This window comes from Confluentibacter sediminis (assembly GCF_003258355.1).
In the GTDB taxonomy this organism is placed as follows: Bacteria; Bacteroidota; Bacteroidia; order Flavobacteriales; family Flavobacteriaceae; genus Confluentibacter; species Confluentibacter sediminis.
The window spans coordinates 1-16491 of record NZ_QKPO01000010.1 but is presented as its reverse complement, the minus strand read 5'-3'; the positions used below and the strand labels follow the sequence as shown (position 1 = coordinate 16491).

Genomic DNA, 16491 nt, shown 5'->3' with positions numbered 1-16491 from the left:
GTTGTATTTTTGACGGAATTTTGAAATCACTTTTCTGAAGTATTAATTATAATGGATAAATTTTCATTTTTAAACGCAGCACATACGGCATATTTTGCCGATTTATACGATCAATATTTACAAAACCCTGACTCTGTTGAGCCAAGCTGGCGAGCCTTTTTCCAAGGTTACGACTTTGGTAGTGAGAGTTATGGCTTAACTGGTGAAATTATAGAAGGCGTATCAACACAAATTCCCGAAAAACTAGAAAAGGAATTTAAAGTTGTTAAGCTTATAGATGGTTACAGAATGCGTGGTCATTTATTTACCAAAACCAATCCAGTGAGAGATAGGAGAAGTTATTCTCCAACCCTAGAGATTGAAAATTTCGGTCTGTCCACTAATGATTTAGACACTACTTTTAATGCTGGAGAGATTTTAGGGATTGGCGTGCAAACTCTAAGAGAAATCATCAAACACTTAGGCCGTATTTATTGCAGCTCTATTGGTGTGGAATATATGTACCTGCGTAATCCGGATGTTATCAAATGGTGGCAAGAGAAATTAAACTTAAATGACAATCAACCAAATTTTTCAGCAGAAAAGAAAAAATACATTCTTTCTAAGCTAAACCAAGCAGTCACTTTTGAAAACTTTTTGCAAACCAAATATGTTGGGCAAAAACGTTTTTCTTTAGAAGGTGGAGAATCTTTAATTCCCGCCATAAGTAACACACTTTTTTATGCTGTTGAAAAATACCAAGTTAAAGAATGTGTGTTAGGAATGGCACATCGTGGTCGTTTAAGCACTTTAATAAATATATTTAGAAAACCGGCCCATGAGCTTTTTAGTGAGTTTGATGGTAAGGATTTTGAAGATGAGCATATTGATGGTGATGTAAAATATCATTTGGGATTAACACTTGATAAAACTTATCAGAACGGTAAAAACATTAAGATGAATTTGGTGCCAAATCCATCACACTTAGAAACCGTTGCTTCCGTAGCCGAAGGTATTACCAGAGCAAAAATTGATAGTGATTACGATGGCGATAATTCTAAAATATTACCCATTATCGTCCATGGTGATGCTGCCATTGCAGGTCAAGGCATTGTCTATGAAGTAGCTCAAATGAGTCAACTTAATGGTTATAAAACAGGCGGAACCATCCATATTGTTGTTAATAACCAAATTGGTTTTACAACTAATTATTTAGATGCTCGTTCAAGCACCTATTGTACAGATATAGCTAAAGTAACTTTGTCACCCGTACTACATGTAAACTCCGATGATGCTGAAGCCGTTGTCCATGCTGTAGAGTTGGCATTAGATTATAGAATGCGCTATAAAAAAGATGTTTATATAGATTTATTAGGATACAGAAAATATGGACATAATGAAGGTGACGAGCCTAGATTCACACAACCTAAACTATATAAAGAAATAGCAAAACATCCTGATCCTTTTGATATATATGCGTCAAAGTTAATCGCAGAAAATACTATTGATAAAGATTATGTTCAAGCTATTAACGAAGAATTTAAAAACACTCTTGAAAAAGAATATACCAAAGCAAAAGAGTTAAATGCTTCAAAGGTAAGAGAGTTTATGCAAGAACGTTGGAACGCTTTTACGCGAAAAGGTTTAGATGCGATGCTCATGAATGAAGACACGTCTTATTCAGTAGATAAACTAAAAAACATTGCTAAAATTGTTTCCACTGTTCCACAAGATGTAAAATTTGTTAGAAAAGCCGAAAGAATTCTAGAAGGAAGAGCCAGTATGGTTTTTGAAACCGATACTTTAGATTGGGGCATGGGTGAAACATTGGCTTATGGTAGTTTAATGGAAGAAGGGTTTAATATCCGTATTTCCGGTCAAGATGTCGAGCGTGGTACATTTAGCCATCGTCATGCTATTTTACGTGATGAAATATCTGAAGAACGTATTAACCTATTAAACACCAATCCACATAACAAAGGTAAAATGGATATTTACAATTCACTTTTATCAGAATACGCTGTTCTTGGATTTGATTATGGATACGCCATGGCCAATCCAAATACACTAACTATTTGGGAAGCTCAATTTGGTGATTTTAGTAATGGTGCTCAAATCATTTTTGATCAATATCTTTCTGCTGCAGAAGATAAATGGAAAACACAAAACGGCATTGTAGTATTATTACCGCATGGTTATGAGGGTCAAGGGTCTGAACATTCATCTGCTAGAATTGAGCGTTATTTACAATTATGTGGTAATGACAATATGTTTGTGGCAGACTGTACAACACCTGCTAACCTTTTTCATTTATTGCGTCGTCAAATGAAACTGGATTATAGAAAACCTTTAATTGTGTTTACACCAAAAAGTTTATTGAGGCATCCTAAAGCTGTTTCATCTATTAAGGAGTTGGCAGATGGACATTTTCAAGAAGTTATTGATGATGTTATTGACCCTAAAAATGTAAAAAAATTAGTATTCTGTACTGGTAAATTTTATTATGATTTAGAGGCACAACGTGAAAAACTTGAAAGAAATGATGTGGCATTAGTGAGAATAGAACAACTATTTCCATTACATTTAGAGAAAATACAATCTGTTATAAATAAGTACTCTAACGTAGAAAAATATATTTGGGCGCAAGAAGAACCGAGAAATATGGGAGCTTGGAGTTACATGGTAGAACGTATGCCTTTAGTGAAATTAGAGGTGGCTGCAAGACCATATAGTTCAGTGCCTGCACCTGGCTCTAATACTCGAGATAAAAAAAGACAACAAGCAGTTATCAATACTGTTTTTGATATAGTTTAAAATAGTTAAAATAAAATTATAAAGAATGATTTTAGAAATGAAAGTACCTTCGCCAGGCGAGTCCATTAAAGAAGTGGAAATAGCATCCTGGCTAGTAGAAGATGGTGATTATGTAGAAAAAGATCAAGCTATTGCTGAAGTAGATAGTGATAAAGCAACCCTGGAACTTCCTGCGGAAGCAAGTGGTATTATTACACTAAAAGCGGAAGAAGGGGACGCTGTTGCTGTAGGTGCCATAGTATGTTTAATTGATACGAGTGCAGCTAAACCTGAAGGAGATGCACCAAAAACAGAAAAGAAAGAAGAAGCTCCTAAGGCTGAAACTCCAAAACCAGCAACTTCTGAAACCAAAACATATGCTACTGGTTCTGCTAGCCCAGCTGCCAAGAAAATTTTAGCTGAAAAAGGTATGGAAGCTTCTGCTATTTCTGGAACTGGAAAAGACGGTAGAGTAACCAAAGAAGACGCTATAAATGCCGTGCCTTCTATGGGAACACCTACGGGGGGAAGCAGAGGAGCTACAAGAAGCAAAATGTCCATGTTACGCCGTAAAGTGGCAGAACGTTTAGTTGAAGCTAAAAACACAACAGCCATGTTAACCACATTTAATGAGGTGGATATGTCTGCTATTTTTGCTTTGCGTGATGAGCATAAAGAAACCTTCAAAACTAAACACGGTGTTGGTTTAGGATTTATGAGTTTCTTCACATTAGCTGTAGTAAGAGCTTTAAAAATGTATCCAGCCGTAAACTCCATGATTGATGGTAATGAAATGGTAAGTTACGATTTCTACGACATCAGTATTGCTGTTTCTGGACCAAAAGGATTGATGGTGCCAGTTATACGAAATGCAGAAAACTTAAGTTTTAGAGGTGTAGAATCTGAAGTAAAACGTTTAGCACTACGCGCGCGCGATGGTCAAATTACTGTTGATGAAATGACGGGAGGAACGTTTACAATTACCAATGGTGGTGTGTTTGGAAGTATGCTTTCCACTCCTATTATTAACCCACCTCAAAGTGGTATTTTAGGTATGCACAACATAGTTGAAAGACCTGTTGCGGTTAATGGTAAGGTTGAAATACGTCCTGTTATGTACGTAGCTCTATCTTACGATCACAGAATTATTGATGGTAAAGAAAGTGTAGGTTTCTTGGTTGCCGTTAAAGAAGCTTTAGAAAACCCTACAGAATTATTAATGAATAATGACATTAAAAAAGCATTAGAGCTTTAATATCATATTATAATCAGTTTAAAAAATGGTCAGATTTTAAAGTCTGACCATTTTTTTTGGATTAAAATTTATGGATTTTGACAAGTAAATATTATTATTACATTGAATCCTAAGTTATTCTGTATTAATTGTTTTAAATTAATTTTTCCTAAATTTTTATAGTCAAACATTTACAAAACGCATGCATTCTGAAAAAGTTTAACATCTAAAATTAATTTACAGCCGTAAATAAAATAAATCTAATACATTAAAAATTATGAGAAAAATTTCAATTTTATTACTTGCAATCACTGTAAGTTCATGTGTTGCAAAGAAAAAATATGTAGCATTAGAGCAAGAAAATGGGGAAATAAGAAGTGAACTTCAAAAAACCCGAGTAGCCAAAGAAGACTTAGAAGCTAAATTTGATAAAATTCAAGCTCGTGTAGATGAATATAATTCTAAAATATCGTCCTTGAAAGAAGAAAACGATGCTAAATATGAAGTTGTTGGAGATAATACAGCCATCATGTCCAATAATTCGAAAAAAGTCATGCGAGAAACATTGGCTAAAGTGGATGCCAATAAAGTAAGACAGGCTAGAACACTTAAGGATTCCATGAACTTAGCCATTGCCTATAACTTAGAAAAAACAATAAGTGCCAGCAACATGAATGAAGATGAGGATATTGCGGTTGATATTAATGAAACGGTTGTTATGATTTCCATTTCAGATAATATGTTGTTTAATACAGGAAGTTACCAAATAAGCTCAAAAGCAGATACTATTTTGAAAAAATTAGCTGATGTTATAAATTCTGAGCCTAGTTTAGAAGTAATGGTTGAAGGTCATACCGACTCTAGAACCATAAGCACTGCAAATATTGCCGATAATTGGGATTTAAGTGTTTTAAGAGCCACGTCGGTAGTGAGAAAATTACAAGAAAAATTTGAGGTGGCTCCCGAAAAAATGATTGCTGCCGGAAGAAGTAGTTATCAACCCCTTGTTGAGAACGACTCAAAAGAAAACATGGCAAGAAACAGAAGAACCCGTATTGTTATTCTTCCAAATATTGACAAGTTTTTTGCTTTAATGGCTTCTAATAATTAAAAGAAACATTTTTTGATATACCAATTAAAAAGCACCTATAATAAATAGGTGCTTTTTTTAATGTACACTATTTCAAATAATAATATGCCAATCATTTTTAATAGCTCAATTAAGTTCTTTATTTTCGTAAAAAAATAAGATCTATGATTTCAATAAATGAATATTTTAACGGTAACGTGAAATCTTTAGGATACACGTCTTCAACAGGAAAATCAACCATTGGTGTTATGGAGGCAGGAGATTATGAATTTGGAACTTCAACCCATGAAACCATGATTGTTATTGAAGGTGACATGACTGTTAAATTACCTGGAGAATCTGAGTGGAAAACATTTAAAGCAGGAGAGTCCTATCAAATTGATGCTAATAAAAAGTTTCAGGTAAAAGTATCTGGACAAACGGCTTATTTGTGTCAATATAAATAACATTAGACTTAATATAAGATTAAAACCACTTCAAAAAGAAGTGGTTTTAATGCAGTTCTAAATCAAATTATTAAAAAAAAGAGAAAAATCAAATTTCTCAAGCTATCTAGTGCTTAATGCCGCAAACAATTTTTTTATATTTTTACTAAAGAAATCCATAGTAATTTGTAAAAATAACATAATGTGAATTTTAAGCCAATTGATATTATTCATATTCTTACCATTTTTGTACAAATACCATTAATTGGTGTTTTATTGTATAAAGGGCATCGCTCAGTTTCCAACAAATTAATGGTTTTCTTTTTCTTTGCTCAAATTCTAAGTTCCGTTGATATGCTCTTTTGGTTGCATTTCGACATAACACTTAAATTATATCCGTTTCTAGCATATATATGTACGCCATTTTTTTTAGTATGGGGACCTACCATGTATTTGTATATAAAATCCGAAACCACCAATCCTTTTGTTTTTAAGCGCAAGTACTTACTTCATTACCTTCCTTTTGCTTTATTAAGCATATATTTTCTTGCCTTTTATCATTTTCACTCTCTAGAAGAGAAAAGGGAAATTCTTAATTCTCAGGAATTATTTAATTTATCTTTTAGAAAGATTCTAAGTGTAATCACCGCTCTACAAGTATTAGTATATAATATTACTTCAATTATTACTTTGGAACATTTCTCTAAAGAAACTAAAGTAAAAAGCAGCCACTTTACTATTAAAATGCAATGGAATCGATTTATTATTTATGGATACTTTATTACTTGTTTGTGTAATAATGTGGCAGGGATTGTTTATTTTACTAGTGGATTTAAAGAAACTTCAACCTATTTATTAGTAACCATTCTTTTATATTTTTTATATTTTTCTATCATATTGGTGAAAGCCTTATTGGGATCACATTTGGGCGAACAAACAAAAACTTCCAAGAATTTACTGTTTTCTAAAGATGATGTTGATAATTTAAATAACTTATTGGAGTCCTTCATGAATGAGAAAAAACCTTATCTGGAATTTAATCTGACTCTATCCGAATTGGCTTCAAAAATGAAAATTAAAGAACGTCAATTATCACAGTTTATTAATGCTTGTTATCAAACCTCTTTTCAAGATTACATTAACGGCTTTCGTATTGAAGAAGCCAAAAGATTAATCAAACAAAACAAAAACTCCGGAAAAACCATCTTGGAAATTGTTTATGAATCTGGTTTTAATTCAAAAAGCGCCTTTAACTTCGCATTTAAAAAACACACTAAAACTACACCTACTCTTTACAAAAAAAGCTTAAAGTAAAATTTTTTAATAGTCTTAGTCTTTACTTAACTTTTATAAAAAAATGGAGTTTCTAATATTTTTAGAAATGCGTCCTGTTTCATGAAACCGCACAATTATAAGAAAATATTGCTATTAATTTGTTATGAAGCTTAAACATATTTTTAACTAAACTTACTAACAGATGAAAACTTATCCATTTTTAAAATTTAGAAACCATTTACTAGTTACGACAATCTTTATCTTAACAATTGGTTTAAACACATCCTTTTTAGTAGCTCAAAATTCGCCAAATGATCTAGAGCAGGATGTAACCTATAACCAATACAAAGGACAAATTATTGACAATATCACCAAGAAACCTTTAGCATTTGCTAACCTTTCCCTTGTGGAAACTAATATTACAACTGTAACCAATACCGAAGGCGAATTTGTATTAAAAGTGCCTATTCAAATTAACGAAGGTCGTATAGAAATATCTTTTTTAGGTTATGAAAGTAAAATTATTTCTTTGAAAACACTTATGGAAACAAAAAATAATATAACGCTCGAAGCATCAGCAACAGAATTAGGCGAAGTAAATATTGAAACCCTTAAAAATCCTCGAGATTTAATTATAGAAACTCTAAAGAAAAAAGGAGAAAATTATTTGGATGATCAAATTCTAATGACTGCTTTCTACAGAGAAACCATAAAAAAAAGAAATAAAAGTGTGTCTCTTTCAGAAGCAATAGTAAATATTTACAAAGCGTCTTATACATCTTCAAAAAAAGATGATTTAAAACTCTATAAATCTAGAAAAAGTACAGATTATAAGAAATTGGATACACTTGTTTTAAAATTACAAGGTGGTCCCTTTAATACCATTTTTCTGGATATAATGAAATATCCTGAATACATATTTACAGAAGCGTCCTTAAATAATTATAATTTTAATCTGGATCGCTCTACAAAAATAAATAATAGACTTGTGTATGTTATTAATTTTGAGCAAAATGAATATGCCGAAGGTTCTCTTTACAAGGGTCAACTTTTTATGGATGCTGAAAAAAAGATTCTTACAAGTGCTATTTACTCTCTTAATATTTCCAATAAAAAAGAAGCTGCTAAAATACTGGTAAGAAAAAAACCAGCTCATGCAGATGTTTGGCCAACTGATATTGCATATCGCGTAGATTATCTTGAAAAAGATAATAAATGGTATTATGGCTACAGTAACTTGTTATTGGAATTTAAAGTAAATTGGGATCATAAGTTATTTAATTCTACCTATACCCTTGGATGCGAAATGGCGGTGACGGATTGGGAGAAGAATATAGATAAAGACATACCCAAATTTAAAGAAAGAATACATCCATCAATCATAATGAATGATGAAGCTATGGGATTTTCCGATCCAGATTTTTGGGGAGCATATAATATCATTGAACCAGACAAATCCATAGATTCCGCTATAAAAAAGATTCAAAAACAATTAAAAAAAGCTAAAGCAAACGGCACGGCTTTAACTAATTGAAAATGATGTTTATGAAACCAATTATTTTCTTGTTCTTTCTAATTGCTTTTAAGTTTTTGCCACCAGCTTCATCAGCGGAGGCTAATTTTGAAAACCCTAGGATAAAATGGGAATTTAAAACCGAAGGTCCCATTCGTGGAAGTGCAGTAATTTTTAATGACAAAATTTATTTTGGAAGTTCAGACGGTTATATTTATTCCTTACGCAAGGAAGATGGAAGTCTTATATGGAAATTTAAAACTAATGGTGCTTTAGTTAGCGCACCCTTATTATCTGGTAATTCTCTTTTTATCTCAAGTCGGGACCATTTTGTTTATTCATTGAATATACAAGATGGAAGCTTAAATTGGACATTCGATATGCAAGAGAATATTCCTGATAACCGCCCAGGTTGGTCTTATTTTATGGCCTCGCCCATTATTTTCGAAAACCAAATCTTAATTGGCTCAGGAGATAGTTATTTATATGCTCTTGATTCTAAAGACGGAAAGTTAAATTGGAAATTCAAAACAAAAGGCCGAATAGAAGCCTCTGGTCTTTTAAACAATACCACTATGTATCAGCCAAGCAATGATGGCTATGTATATGCTCTTAATGTTATCAATGGTGAGCTTTTATGGAGATTTGAAACAAGAGGAGCTACTTATAATTCTGACGATTTTAATTTCGACAGAAGTTCTATTATTGCCAAGCCTTTATTAAAAAACAACTTATTAATCATAGCTTCTAGAGACGGAAATACTTACGCTGTAGATTTGGAAACCCATAAAGAAAAATGGAAGTTTAGTTATGATACTACTTGGGCCATGGCTTCAACTATTTCAGAAAACACAGTTTATATTGGTTGGTCTACGAATAATCTTTTTTGTGCACTAGATTTAAATACAGGAGAAAAAAAGTGGCAGTTTAATGCAAATTCTCATGTTTACACAAAACCCTTAGTTATTGATAATGATGTCTATATAGGTTCAGCTGGCGGTAATATTTTTAAAATCAATAAAAATACAGGAGAAAAACTATGGGATTATAATATTGGCAGTGAAATATATTCTTCTTTAATCAATGATGTCAATACCATATATTTTGGAAGTGATAATGGTATATTCTATGCCTTAGAAAACGCAAAAAAGTCACATCTTGCGGTATTTGAACCAGTAAAGATTGAAGGCATGTCAAAATACATTATTTCTGATAAAAAAATCACTCCATATCTAATAGATAAAGGATTTAAACAACTTACTGATAAGGAACATCTCTCCACGTTTATTAAGAATAGAATTGAAGATTTAGAACCAAGCGTTATTGTATTTAATTTTCCAATCATTCCAAAAAATGTTATGGGAAGCTCTCCTGAAAAAGGAATGGTACGACAATATCTTGAAAGTGGCGGAAAAATTATTTGGTTCGGAAGCGTTCCCAATTATTGGGATGTAAACGAAAAAGATGAATTCAAAAGAAATGCCACTGAAGGATCACAAATGTTAGATGTTGAGTTTATAAGTACAACGGACTCTGGTAATTATTATAGTAAAACCACCAAAGAAGGACTTCACATAGGTTTGCCTAAATGGACCAAAACTACAGGTGATTTTATAAATCCTACTAAAAAAGGGGTTATCCCGTTAGCTTTTGATGAATTTGGTCGAGTAAATGCTTGGATGAAAAAATTCAATTCAAAACCAGAATCTGGATTTATTTCATGCCGAACATGGTCTTGGAATGTAGACATAAAAGAAACCGACCTAGAATTAATTTATAAACTAGCAATCCAAACTTATAATTAGTAGCTTCTTTAACATCTCACTGTTATTAATAAAAAAAGCACCTCTTTCGAGGTGCTTTTGACTTTAAACACTTAATTAAAAAATATTAAGACCCACACATTAAGCAATCATCACCTTCGGCGGCTTTAGCTTGGGCGATTAGGGCTCTCATTTCTTCGGCAGACATGGGTTCTACTTCTGTATTTTGTTTAGCAAATTTGTTTGCTGCTTTTACCGCTAACTTTTTTTGTTGTGCTAAATGAGCTTCATCAATGACTTCTTCTACATCAGCATTGGGCTCTAATTTTTGAGCTTTGTCTAAAGTAAATTTAATGGCATCAACAGCACTTTTGGTACGTAAATAGTACATCCCTGTTTTTAAGCCGCTCTTCCAAGCGTAAAAATGCATAGACGTTAATTTCGCCATCGTAGCTCCTTCTAAAAACAAGTTAAGCGATTGTGATTGATCAATAAAATACCCTCTTTGGCGAGACATATCTATAATATCTTTCATACTTAATTCCCAAACCGTTTTGTATAAATCTTTAATATGTTGAGGCACATCGACATGTTGCACAGATCCATTGGCACGCATGATATCTTGTTTTAAAGCATCATTCCAAAGGCCTAATTCTACTAAATCTTCCAATAAGTGTTTATTAACAACAATAAACTCTCCAGATAATACACGACGTGTATAAATGTTAGACGTATAAGGTTCAAAACATTCGTTATTTCCAAGAATTTGAGACGTTGAAGCCGTTGGCATTGGTGCTACCAACAAAGAGTTACGCACACCGTGTTTCATGACTTGTTTACGTAATTTATCCCAATCCCACATACCACTTAATTCTTCATCTTTAATATTCCAAAGATTGTGTTGGAATTGACCTTTACTTATTGGAGAACCTTCATAAGTTTGGTATGGCCCATCTGCTTTAGCTTCTTCCATACTTGCTGTAACAGCAGCAAAATAAAGCGTTTCAAAAATATCTTGGTTTAATTTTTTAGCTTCATCACTTGTAAAAGGCATACGTAATTGAATAAACGTATCTGCCAGTCCTTGAACACCTAACCCTATAGGTCTGTGGCGCATATTAGAGTTTTCGGCTTCTTTTACAGGATAGTAATTTCTATCAATAACTCTGTTTAAGTTTTTAGTGACACGTTTAGTAATTCGGAACAACTCTTTATGATCGAACTCTCCATTTTTCACAAACATTGGTAATGCTATAGACGCCAAATTACATACAGCTACCTCATCTGGAGACGTATATTCTAAAATCTCTGTACATAAATTTGAAGAACGGATGGTTCCTAAATTTTGTTGGTTAGATTTACGGTTTGCTGCATCTTTATATAACATGTAAGGCGTACCTGTTTCAATTTGGGATTCTAATATTTTCTCCCAAAGATCACGTGCTTTAATAGTTTTACGTCCTTTACCTTCGGTTTCGTATTTTATATATAAGGTTTCAAAAGCTTCACTGTGTACTTCATCTAAACCAGGACATTCGTTAGGGCACATTAACGTCCATTGTCCATCTTCTTGTACACGTTTCATGAATAAATCTGAAATCCACATAGCGTAAAATAAATCGCGTGCACGCATTTCTTCTTTACCATGGTTTTTCTTCAATTCTAAAAACTGAAAAATATCGGCATGCCAAGTTTCTAAATATATGGCGAAACTTCCTTTACGTTTTCCACCACCTTGATCTACATAACGAGCGGTGTCGTTAAACACCTGCAACATAGGAACAATACCATTACTAGTACCATTTGTACCACCTATATAACTTCCCGTGGCACGTATATTATGAATTGCCAAACCAATACCTCCTGCAGATTGTGATATTTTAGCAGTTTGCTTTAATGTATCATAAATTCCATCAATGCTATCTTCTTTCATAGTTAGTAGGAAACAAGATGACATTTGTGGTTTTGGTGTACCCGAATTAAACAATGTTGGTGTAGCGTGTGTAAAGTATTTTTTAGACATGAGCTCGTAAGTCTCAATAACCGATTCCATATCATTTAAATGAATGCCAACAGCAACACGCATGAGCATGTGTTGAGGTCGCTCTGCAATCTGACCGTTTAATTTTAAAAGATAGGAACGTTCTAAGGTTTTAAATCCGAAATAATCATAGCCAAAGTCTCGGTTATAGATGATTGTTGAATCTAAGACTTCTTTGTTAGTCATAATGGTTTCATATACATCATCGGCTAAAAGCGGTGCTGGTTTTCCTGTTCTAGGATTGATGTAGGTATACAAATCGTGCATGACTTCACTAAAGGTCTTTTTAGTGTTTTTATGTAAATTAGAAACAGAAATTCTTGCAGCTAGACGTGCATAATCTGGATGAGCTGTCGTCATGGTTGCAGCAATTTCTGCAGCAAGATTATCCAGTTCACTCGTGGTTACACCATCGTATAAACCTTCAATAACTCGCATGGCTACTTTTAATGGATCAACTAATTCATTTAATCCATAACACAATTTTCTCACTCTAGCCGTGATTTTGTCGAACATCACCTGTTCTTTTCTTCCGTCTCTTTTTAGTACATACATTGTTTTACACGTTTTTTAATTTTTCTGATACACCTTCAGAAAATGGGTTAATTGGTCATTCCAAGTTTGGGCTCTAATGGTCAGTTAGATAAAACTTAGTTGGCTTTGGTTACTTTCATAAGCTTAAAAATGAATCTGACATTCAAATTTTTAAAACTTACATTTAATAAAAACTTAATTAATTTTCCATTATAAATGGAAATGTCATTTTAATTGAATTTTCAAAAACTGAACTTTTGAAAATTTAAAATTCAATTAAAAATCGGCGTCAAAGGTAAATTTATCCTTATCTTCTTCTTTATTAAGAACCCCTGCTTTTTGATATTCAGACACTCGTTTTTCGAAGAAGTTAGTCTTACCCTGTAATGAAATCATATCCATAAAATCAAAAGGGTTTGTAGAATTGTAAACTTTGTCACAACCAAATTCCCCTAATAATCTATCGGTTACAAACTCTAAATATTGCGTCATTAATTTGGCATTCATACCTATTAAGCTTACTGGAAGCGATTCGGTAATAAACATACGCTCAATATCTAGTGCATTTGTTAGTATTTCTGTAATACGTTCTTTAGAAACTTTATTTACTATATGGTTATTATGTAGGTGGACTGCAAAATCGCAATGCATACCTTCATCTCTAGAAATCAATTCGTTTGAGAATGTTAAGCCAGGCAACAAGCCTCGTTTTTTAAGCCAGAAAATAGAGCAAAAACTTCCTGAGAAAAAGATGCCTTCCACAGCTGCAAATGCAATTAAACGCTCTGCAAAACTTGGAGAATCAATCCATTTTAATGCCCATTCTGCTTTTTCCTTGATTGCAGGAAAAACTTCAATAGCTTTAAAAAGTTCATCTTTTTCTTTATCATCTTTCACGTAAGTATCAATCAACAGAGAGTATACTTCAGAATGAATGTTCTCCATCATGATTTGGAATCCGTAAAAGAATTTAGCTTCTGTATATTGTACTTCAGACACAAAGTTTTCAGCTAAGTTTTCGTTTACGATGCCATCACTCGCTGCGAAAAACGCTAAAACATGTTTAATAAAATAACGCTCCTCATCTGTTAATTTGGTATTCCAATCTGATAGGTCTTGATGTAAATCAATTTCTTCTGCGGTCCAAATACTTGCTTCTTGCTTTTTATACCATTCCCAGATGTCATGATGTTTGATTGGAAAAATAACGAAACGATCTTTGTTTTCTTGTAAAATGGGTTCAATAGCCTGCGACATTCTTTTTATGTTTTATTATGAAAATTTAAGCGAAAAATAGTTTCAACTTGGGATTAACAAAGATTCAAAAAAGAGTGCTAAAATGAAAGGTATAGTTATAAACATTGTCAACAAGTTTTTAACAAAACTTACCGATAACCTAAAAAACCACAATAATTAGTTAAAACACAAAATACTGGTTATCAATTATTTAAATTTAAAAAAATTGCTAAGACCTTATCAGGCAAGGATTCTTAATTTTAACAAATAGATTAAAATTAATGTGAAAAGACCGTCATTATAAAATACGTTTTTAAGGCTTTATTTTGAGGTGAATGTTTGAGCCATTTTCTCCAATTCCGCATACCAATCTTCTCCAAATTTTCTAATTAAGGCTTGCTTTACAAATTTATAAACTGGCACCTGAAGTTCTTTCCCAAGCGTACAAGCATCATCACATATGTGCCATTTGTGGTAATTTACTGCTGAAAATTCTGTGTAATCTGTCACCCTAATAGGGTACAAATGACAAGAGACCGGTTTTTTCCAAGAAATGTCGCCTTGGTTGTAGGCTTCTTCAATAGCACATAGCGCTGTATTTTTATCATCATAAATGACATATACGCAATCTGCTCCATTTAGTAAAGGTGTTTCAAAATCACCCTGTTTCGTGGTAATAAAAGTTCCTTGGTCTTCAATAGCGTCAATGCTTACTTGACGTAAAAAAGGTTTTACTTTTGGATATATAGACTCCAAAATTTTTGTTTCTTCGGCTTCTAAAGGAGCCCCCGCATCGCCATCAACACAACAAGCACCTTTGCATGCCGATAAATTGCAAACAAAATCCTTTTTTATAATATCTTCCGAAACAATGGTTTTTCCTAACTGGAACATAAATACCTTTTAATTAAGTGAACAAAAATAGACAAACTTTAAATTCTATAAGTATTATTAATTTATAATTATTATCGACCTTTGCATCAAAATTCAAACAAACGACTAGTTATGCAACTTGTTTTTAAAGAAATATTTACAGCTTTTATGGTTTTGTTTGCCGTTGTAGATATTATTGGCAATATACCTATTGTTATAGATTTACGAAAAAAAGTAGGCCATATTGATAGTAGAAAAGCCGCTATTATTTCTGGAGTTATTATGGTTGCTTTTTTATTTCTTGGAAAAAGTATTCTAACGCTTATTGGCATCGATGTCAATTCTTTCGCTGTTGCAGGTTCATTTATTCTCTTTTTTATTGCTTTGGAAATGATTTTGGGCATCACTCTCTATAAACAAGAAGAACATACGGCTAACACCGCTTCTGTTTTTCCATTAGCATTTCCTTTAATTGCGGGACCAGGGAGCTTAACCACTTTATTGTCTTTAAGAGCCGAATTTAGAACAGAAAACATCATTATTGCCATTATTTTAAACGTTATTGTTATCTTTATTGTGTTAAAAACCTCAAAAAGCATTGAACACTTTTTAGGTCAAAATGGTATTAACATTGTTAGAAAGGTGTTTGGAGTTGTTTTATTAGCTATTGCTGTAAAATTATTTGCCCATAACGTCAAAGCCTTGATTGAAATCATTTAAAATACTATCTACATATGAAAATCATAACCATCATTATTAGTTTACTTGCCTTTGTATTAATCGCCTTTAATTTTACTAAAGTAGATTTTAATGCCCCTTTTGAAGGCGAAAGCATCACGGCACTAATTACTATTTTATGTGGACTTTGTGCTATTTTTTTAATGCTTATTTTAAGAATTTCTAAACGTATTGAAGAAAAAGTAAAACAACGTCGTTAATGTTTGATGCTTTAATAATTGGTGGCGGTGCCGCAGGATTATCGTGTGCATTAGTTTTAGGGTCTGCAAAAGACAAACCATTTGCAAAAGACAAGCGTATTGGTATTATTATACATCAAAAAACATCACATTTACAATCTGCTTTATTTAATAATGTGCTAGGGTTTGAAGCAAAAACTACCGGAGCATCCATTCTCAAACAAGGCAAAAAACAACTAGCTTCTCTCTATCCTCATCTTGAACAAATTGACAAAGAAAAAGTTAAAGAAATCGTTTCCACTACTGATGCTTTTAATATTATTACCAATAAAAGTTCCTATAAATCGAAAATTGTGATTGTTGCCGTAGGTTATACCAACTTAATGACCATTAAAGGGTTGGAAGATTATATTGAGCCTCATCCCAGATCGGAAAAAGAAAAAGACCGCATTTGGTTGAAAAATATGGATCATTTAGTAAAAGAAGGTTTGTATGTTGCAGGTTCGTTAGCCGGTTGGAGAAGTCAATTTGCAATATCGTCTGGAAGTGGCGCCCATGTTGCGACGGATATTTTAACACTTTGGAATGGCGGTAAGCATACGAAGGTGCATGATAAGGTTGAGTAAAAATTATTTTATAAAAAACAATTTATTAAATAATTTAAAAACCCTTTACTTTAGGCAAAGGGTTCTTATTTTAGTTTAAAACTTCCCTGTAGGAAGTCTAAATGTTATTTCACTTGTACTATGATTGTACTTTGAAAGAGTTTTTATTTCATATCCTTTTTTTCTCCAAATCATAAACAGAGGGTTGTCTTC

The 16491-nt window shown here is 32.8% G+C and carries 13 protein-coding genes; 10 read left to right on the top strand and 3 right to left on the bottom strand.

Going from position 1 to position 16491, the window contains the following annotated elements; all coding sequences use genetic code 11:
- Positions 1–51: 51 nt before the first annotated feature.
- The 7 genes from DKT72_RS09165 (at position 52) to DKT72_RS09135 (ending at position 10114) form a co-directional block, all read left to right on the top strand.
- Entirely contained in the window at positions 52–2793 is a 2742-nt protein-coding gene (locus tag DKT72_RS09165; protein WP_111308441.1) for a 2-oxoglutarate dehydrogenase E1 component, read from the top strand.
- Between the two features lie 25 nt (positions 2794–2818).
- Entirely contained in the window at positions 2819–4027 is a 1209-nt protein-coding gene (odhB, locus tag DKT72_RS09160) for a 2-oxoglutarate dehydrogenase complex dihydrolipoyllysine-residue succinyltransferase (protein WP_111308440.1), read from the top strand.
- Between the two features lie 256 nt (positions 4028–4283).
- Positions 4284–5117 (top strand): OmpA/MotB family protein, encoded by an 834-nt coding sequence (locus tag DKT72_RS09155; RefSeq protein WP_111308439.1) that lies wholly within the window; start codon positions 4284–4286, stop codon positions 5115–5117.
- Positions 5118–5260: 143 nt separating this feature from the next.
- On the top strand, positions 5261–5542 hold the full coding sequence (ppnP, locus tag DKT72_RS09150) for a pyrimidine/purine nucleoside phosphorylase (RefSeq protein ID WP_111308438.1): 282 nt from the start codon (positions 5261–5263) through the stop codon (positions 5540–5542).
- A gap of 183 nt (positions 5543–5725) precedes the next feature.
- Positions 5726–6835, top strand: coding sequence for a helix-turn-helix domain-containing protein (locus DKT72_RS09145; protein WP_111308437.1), 1110 nt, complete (start codon positions 5726–5728; stop codon positions 6833–6835).
- 163 nt (positions 6836–6998) lie between these two features.
- Positions 6999–8330 (top strand): carboxypeptidase-like regulatory domain-containing protein, encoded by a 1332-nt coding sequence (locus tag DKT72_RS09140; RefSeq protein WP_111308436.1) that lies wholly within the window; start codon positions 6999–7001, stop codon positions 8328–8330.
- An 11-nt stretch (positions 8331–8341) separates the two neighbouring features.
- Complete coding sequence (locus DKT72_RS09135; RefSeq protein WP_162623280.1) at positions 8342–10114, top strand: outer membrane protein assembly factor BamB family protein; 1773 nt, start codon at positions 8342–8344, stop codon at positions 10112–10114.
- An 85-nt stretch (positions 10115–10199) separates the two neighbouring features.
- Here the strand turns inward: DKT72_RS09135 and DKT72_RS09130 are convergent, their stop codons facing one another.
- From DKT72_RS09130 to DKT72_RS09120, 3 genes are all read right to left on the bottom strand, one after another.
- Complete coding sequence (locus DKT72_RS09130) at positions 10200–12668, bottom strand: ribonucleoside-diphosphate reductase subunit alpha (RefSeq protein WP_111308434.1); 2469 nt, start codon at positions 12666–12668, stop codon at positions 10200–10202.
- 255 nt (positions 12669–12923) lie between these two features.
- Complete coding sequence (locus DKT72_RS09125; RefSeq protein WP_111308433.1) at positions 12924–13904, bottom strand: ribonucleotide-diphosphate reductase subunit beta; 981 nt, start codon at positions 13902–13904, stop codon at positions 12924–12926.
- 300 nt (positions 13905–14204) lie between these two features.
- Positions 14205–14777 (bottom strand): DUF3109 family protein, encoded by a 573-nt coding sequence (locus DKT72_RS09120; RefSeq protein ID WP_111308432.1) that lies wholly within the window; start codon positions 14775–14777, stop codon positions 14205–14207.
- 111 nt (positions 14778–14888) lie between these two features.
- On the opposite strand from DKT72_RS09120, the gene DKT72_RS09115 reads away from it, so the two are divergent.
- From DKT72_RS09115 to DKT72_RS09105, 3 genes are read left to right on the top strand one after another with little or no spacing between them, the layout of a single operon-like run.
- Entirely contained in the window at positions 14889–15476 is a 588-nt protein-coding gene (locus tag DKT72_RS09115) for a MarC family protein (RefSeq protein ID WP_111308431.1), read from the top strand.
- Positions 15477–15490: 14 nt separating this feature from the next.
- Positions 15491–15694, top strand: coding sequence for a hypothetical protein (locus DKT72_RS09110; protein WP_111308430.1), 204 nt, complete (start codon positions 15491–15493; stop codon positions 15692–15694).
- Positions 15694–16299, top strand: a complete 606-nt coding sequence (locus DKT72_RS09105; protein WP_111308429.1) for an FAD-dependent oxidoreductase — start codon at positions 15694–15696, stop codon at positions 16297–16299. The genes DKT72_RS09110 and DKT72_RS09105 overlap by 1 nt, the downstream gene beginning before the upstream one ends.
- Positions 16300–16491: the final 192 nt, after the last annotated feature.

Excerpts from the sequence above, each read along its gene's own strand:
- DKT72_RS09135 (WP_162623280.1), top strand. The coding sequence starts at position 8,342 with ATGAAACCAATTATTTTCTTGTTCTTTCTAATTGCTTTTAAGTTTTTG.
- odhB (WP_111308440.1), top strand. The coding sequence starts at position 2,819 with ATGATTTTAGAAATGAAAGTACCTTCGCCAGGCGAGTCCATTAAAGAA.
- ppnP (WP_111308438.1), top strand. The coding sequence starts at position 5,261 with ATGATTTCAATAAATGAATATTTTAACGGTAACGTGAAATCTTTAGGA.
- DKT72_RS09130 (WP_111308434.1), bottom strand. The coding sequence starts at position 12,668 with ATGTATGTACTAAAAAGAGACGGAAGAAAAGAACAGGTGATGTTCGAC.
- DKT72_RS09125 (WP_111308433.1), bottom strand. The coding sequence starts at position 13,904 with ATGTCGCAGGCTATTGAACCCATTTTACAAGAAAACAAAGATCGTTTC.
- DKT72_RS09155 (WP_111308439.1), top strand. The coding sequence starts at position 4,284 with ATGAGAAAAATTTCAATTTTATTACTTGCAATCACTGTAAGTTCATGT.
- DKT72_RS09110 (WP_111308430.1), top strand. The coding sequence starts at position 15,491 with ATGAAAATCATAACCATCATTATTAGTTTACTTGCCTTTGTATTAATC.
- DKT72_RS09115 (WP_111308431.1), top strand. The coding sequence starts at position 14,889 with ATGCAACTTGTTTTTAAAGAAATATTTACAGCTTTTATGGTTTTGTTT.
- DKT72_RS09120 (WP_111308432.1), bottom strand. The coding sequence starts at position 14,777 with ATGTTCCAGTTAGGAAAAACCATTGTTTCGGAAGATATTATAAAAAAG.
- DKT72_RS09105 (WP_111308429.1), top strand. The coding sequence starts at position 15,694 with ATGTTTGATGCTTTAATAATTGGTGGCGGTGCCGCAGGATTATCGTGT.
- DKT72_RS09165 (WP_111308441.1), top strand. The coding sequence starts at position 52 with ATGGATAAATTTTCATTTTTAAACGCAGCACATACGGCATATTTTGCC.
- DKT72_RS09140 (WP_111308436.1), top strand. The coding sequence starts at position 6,999 with ATGAAAACTTATCCATTTTTAAAATTTAGAAACCATTTACTAGTTACG.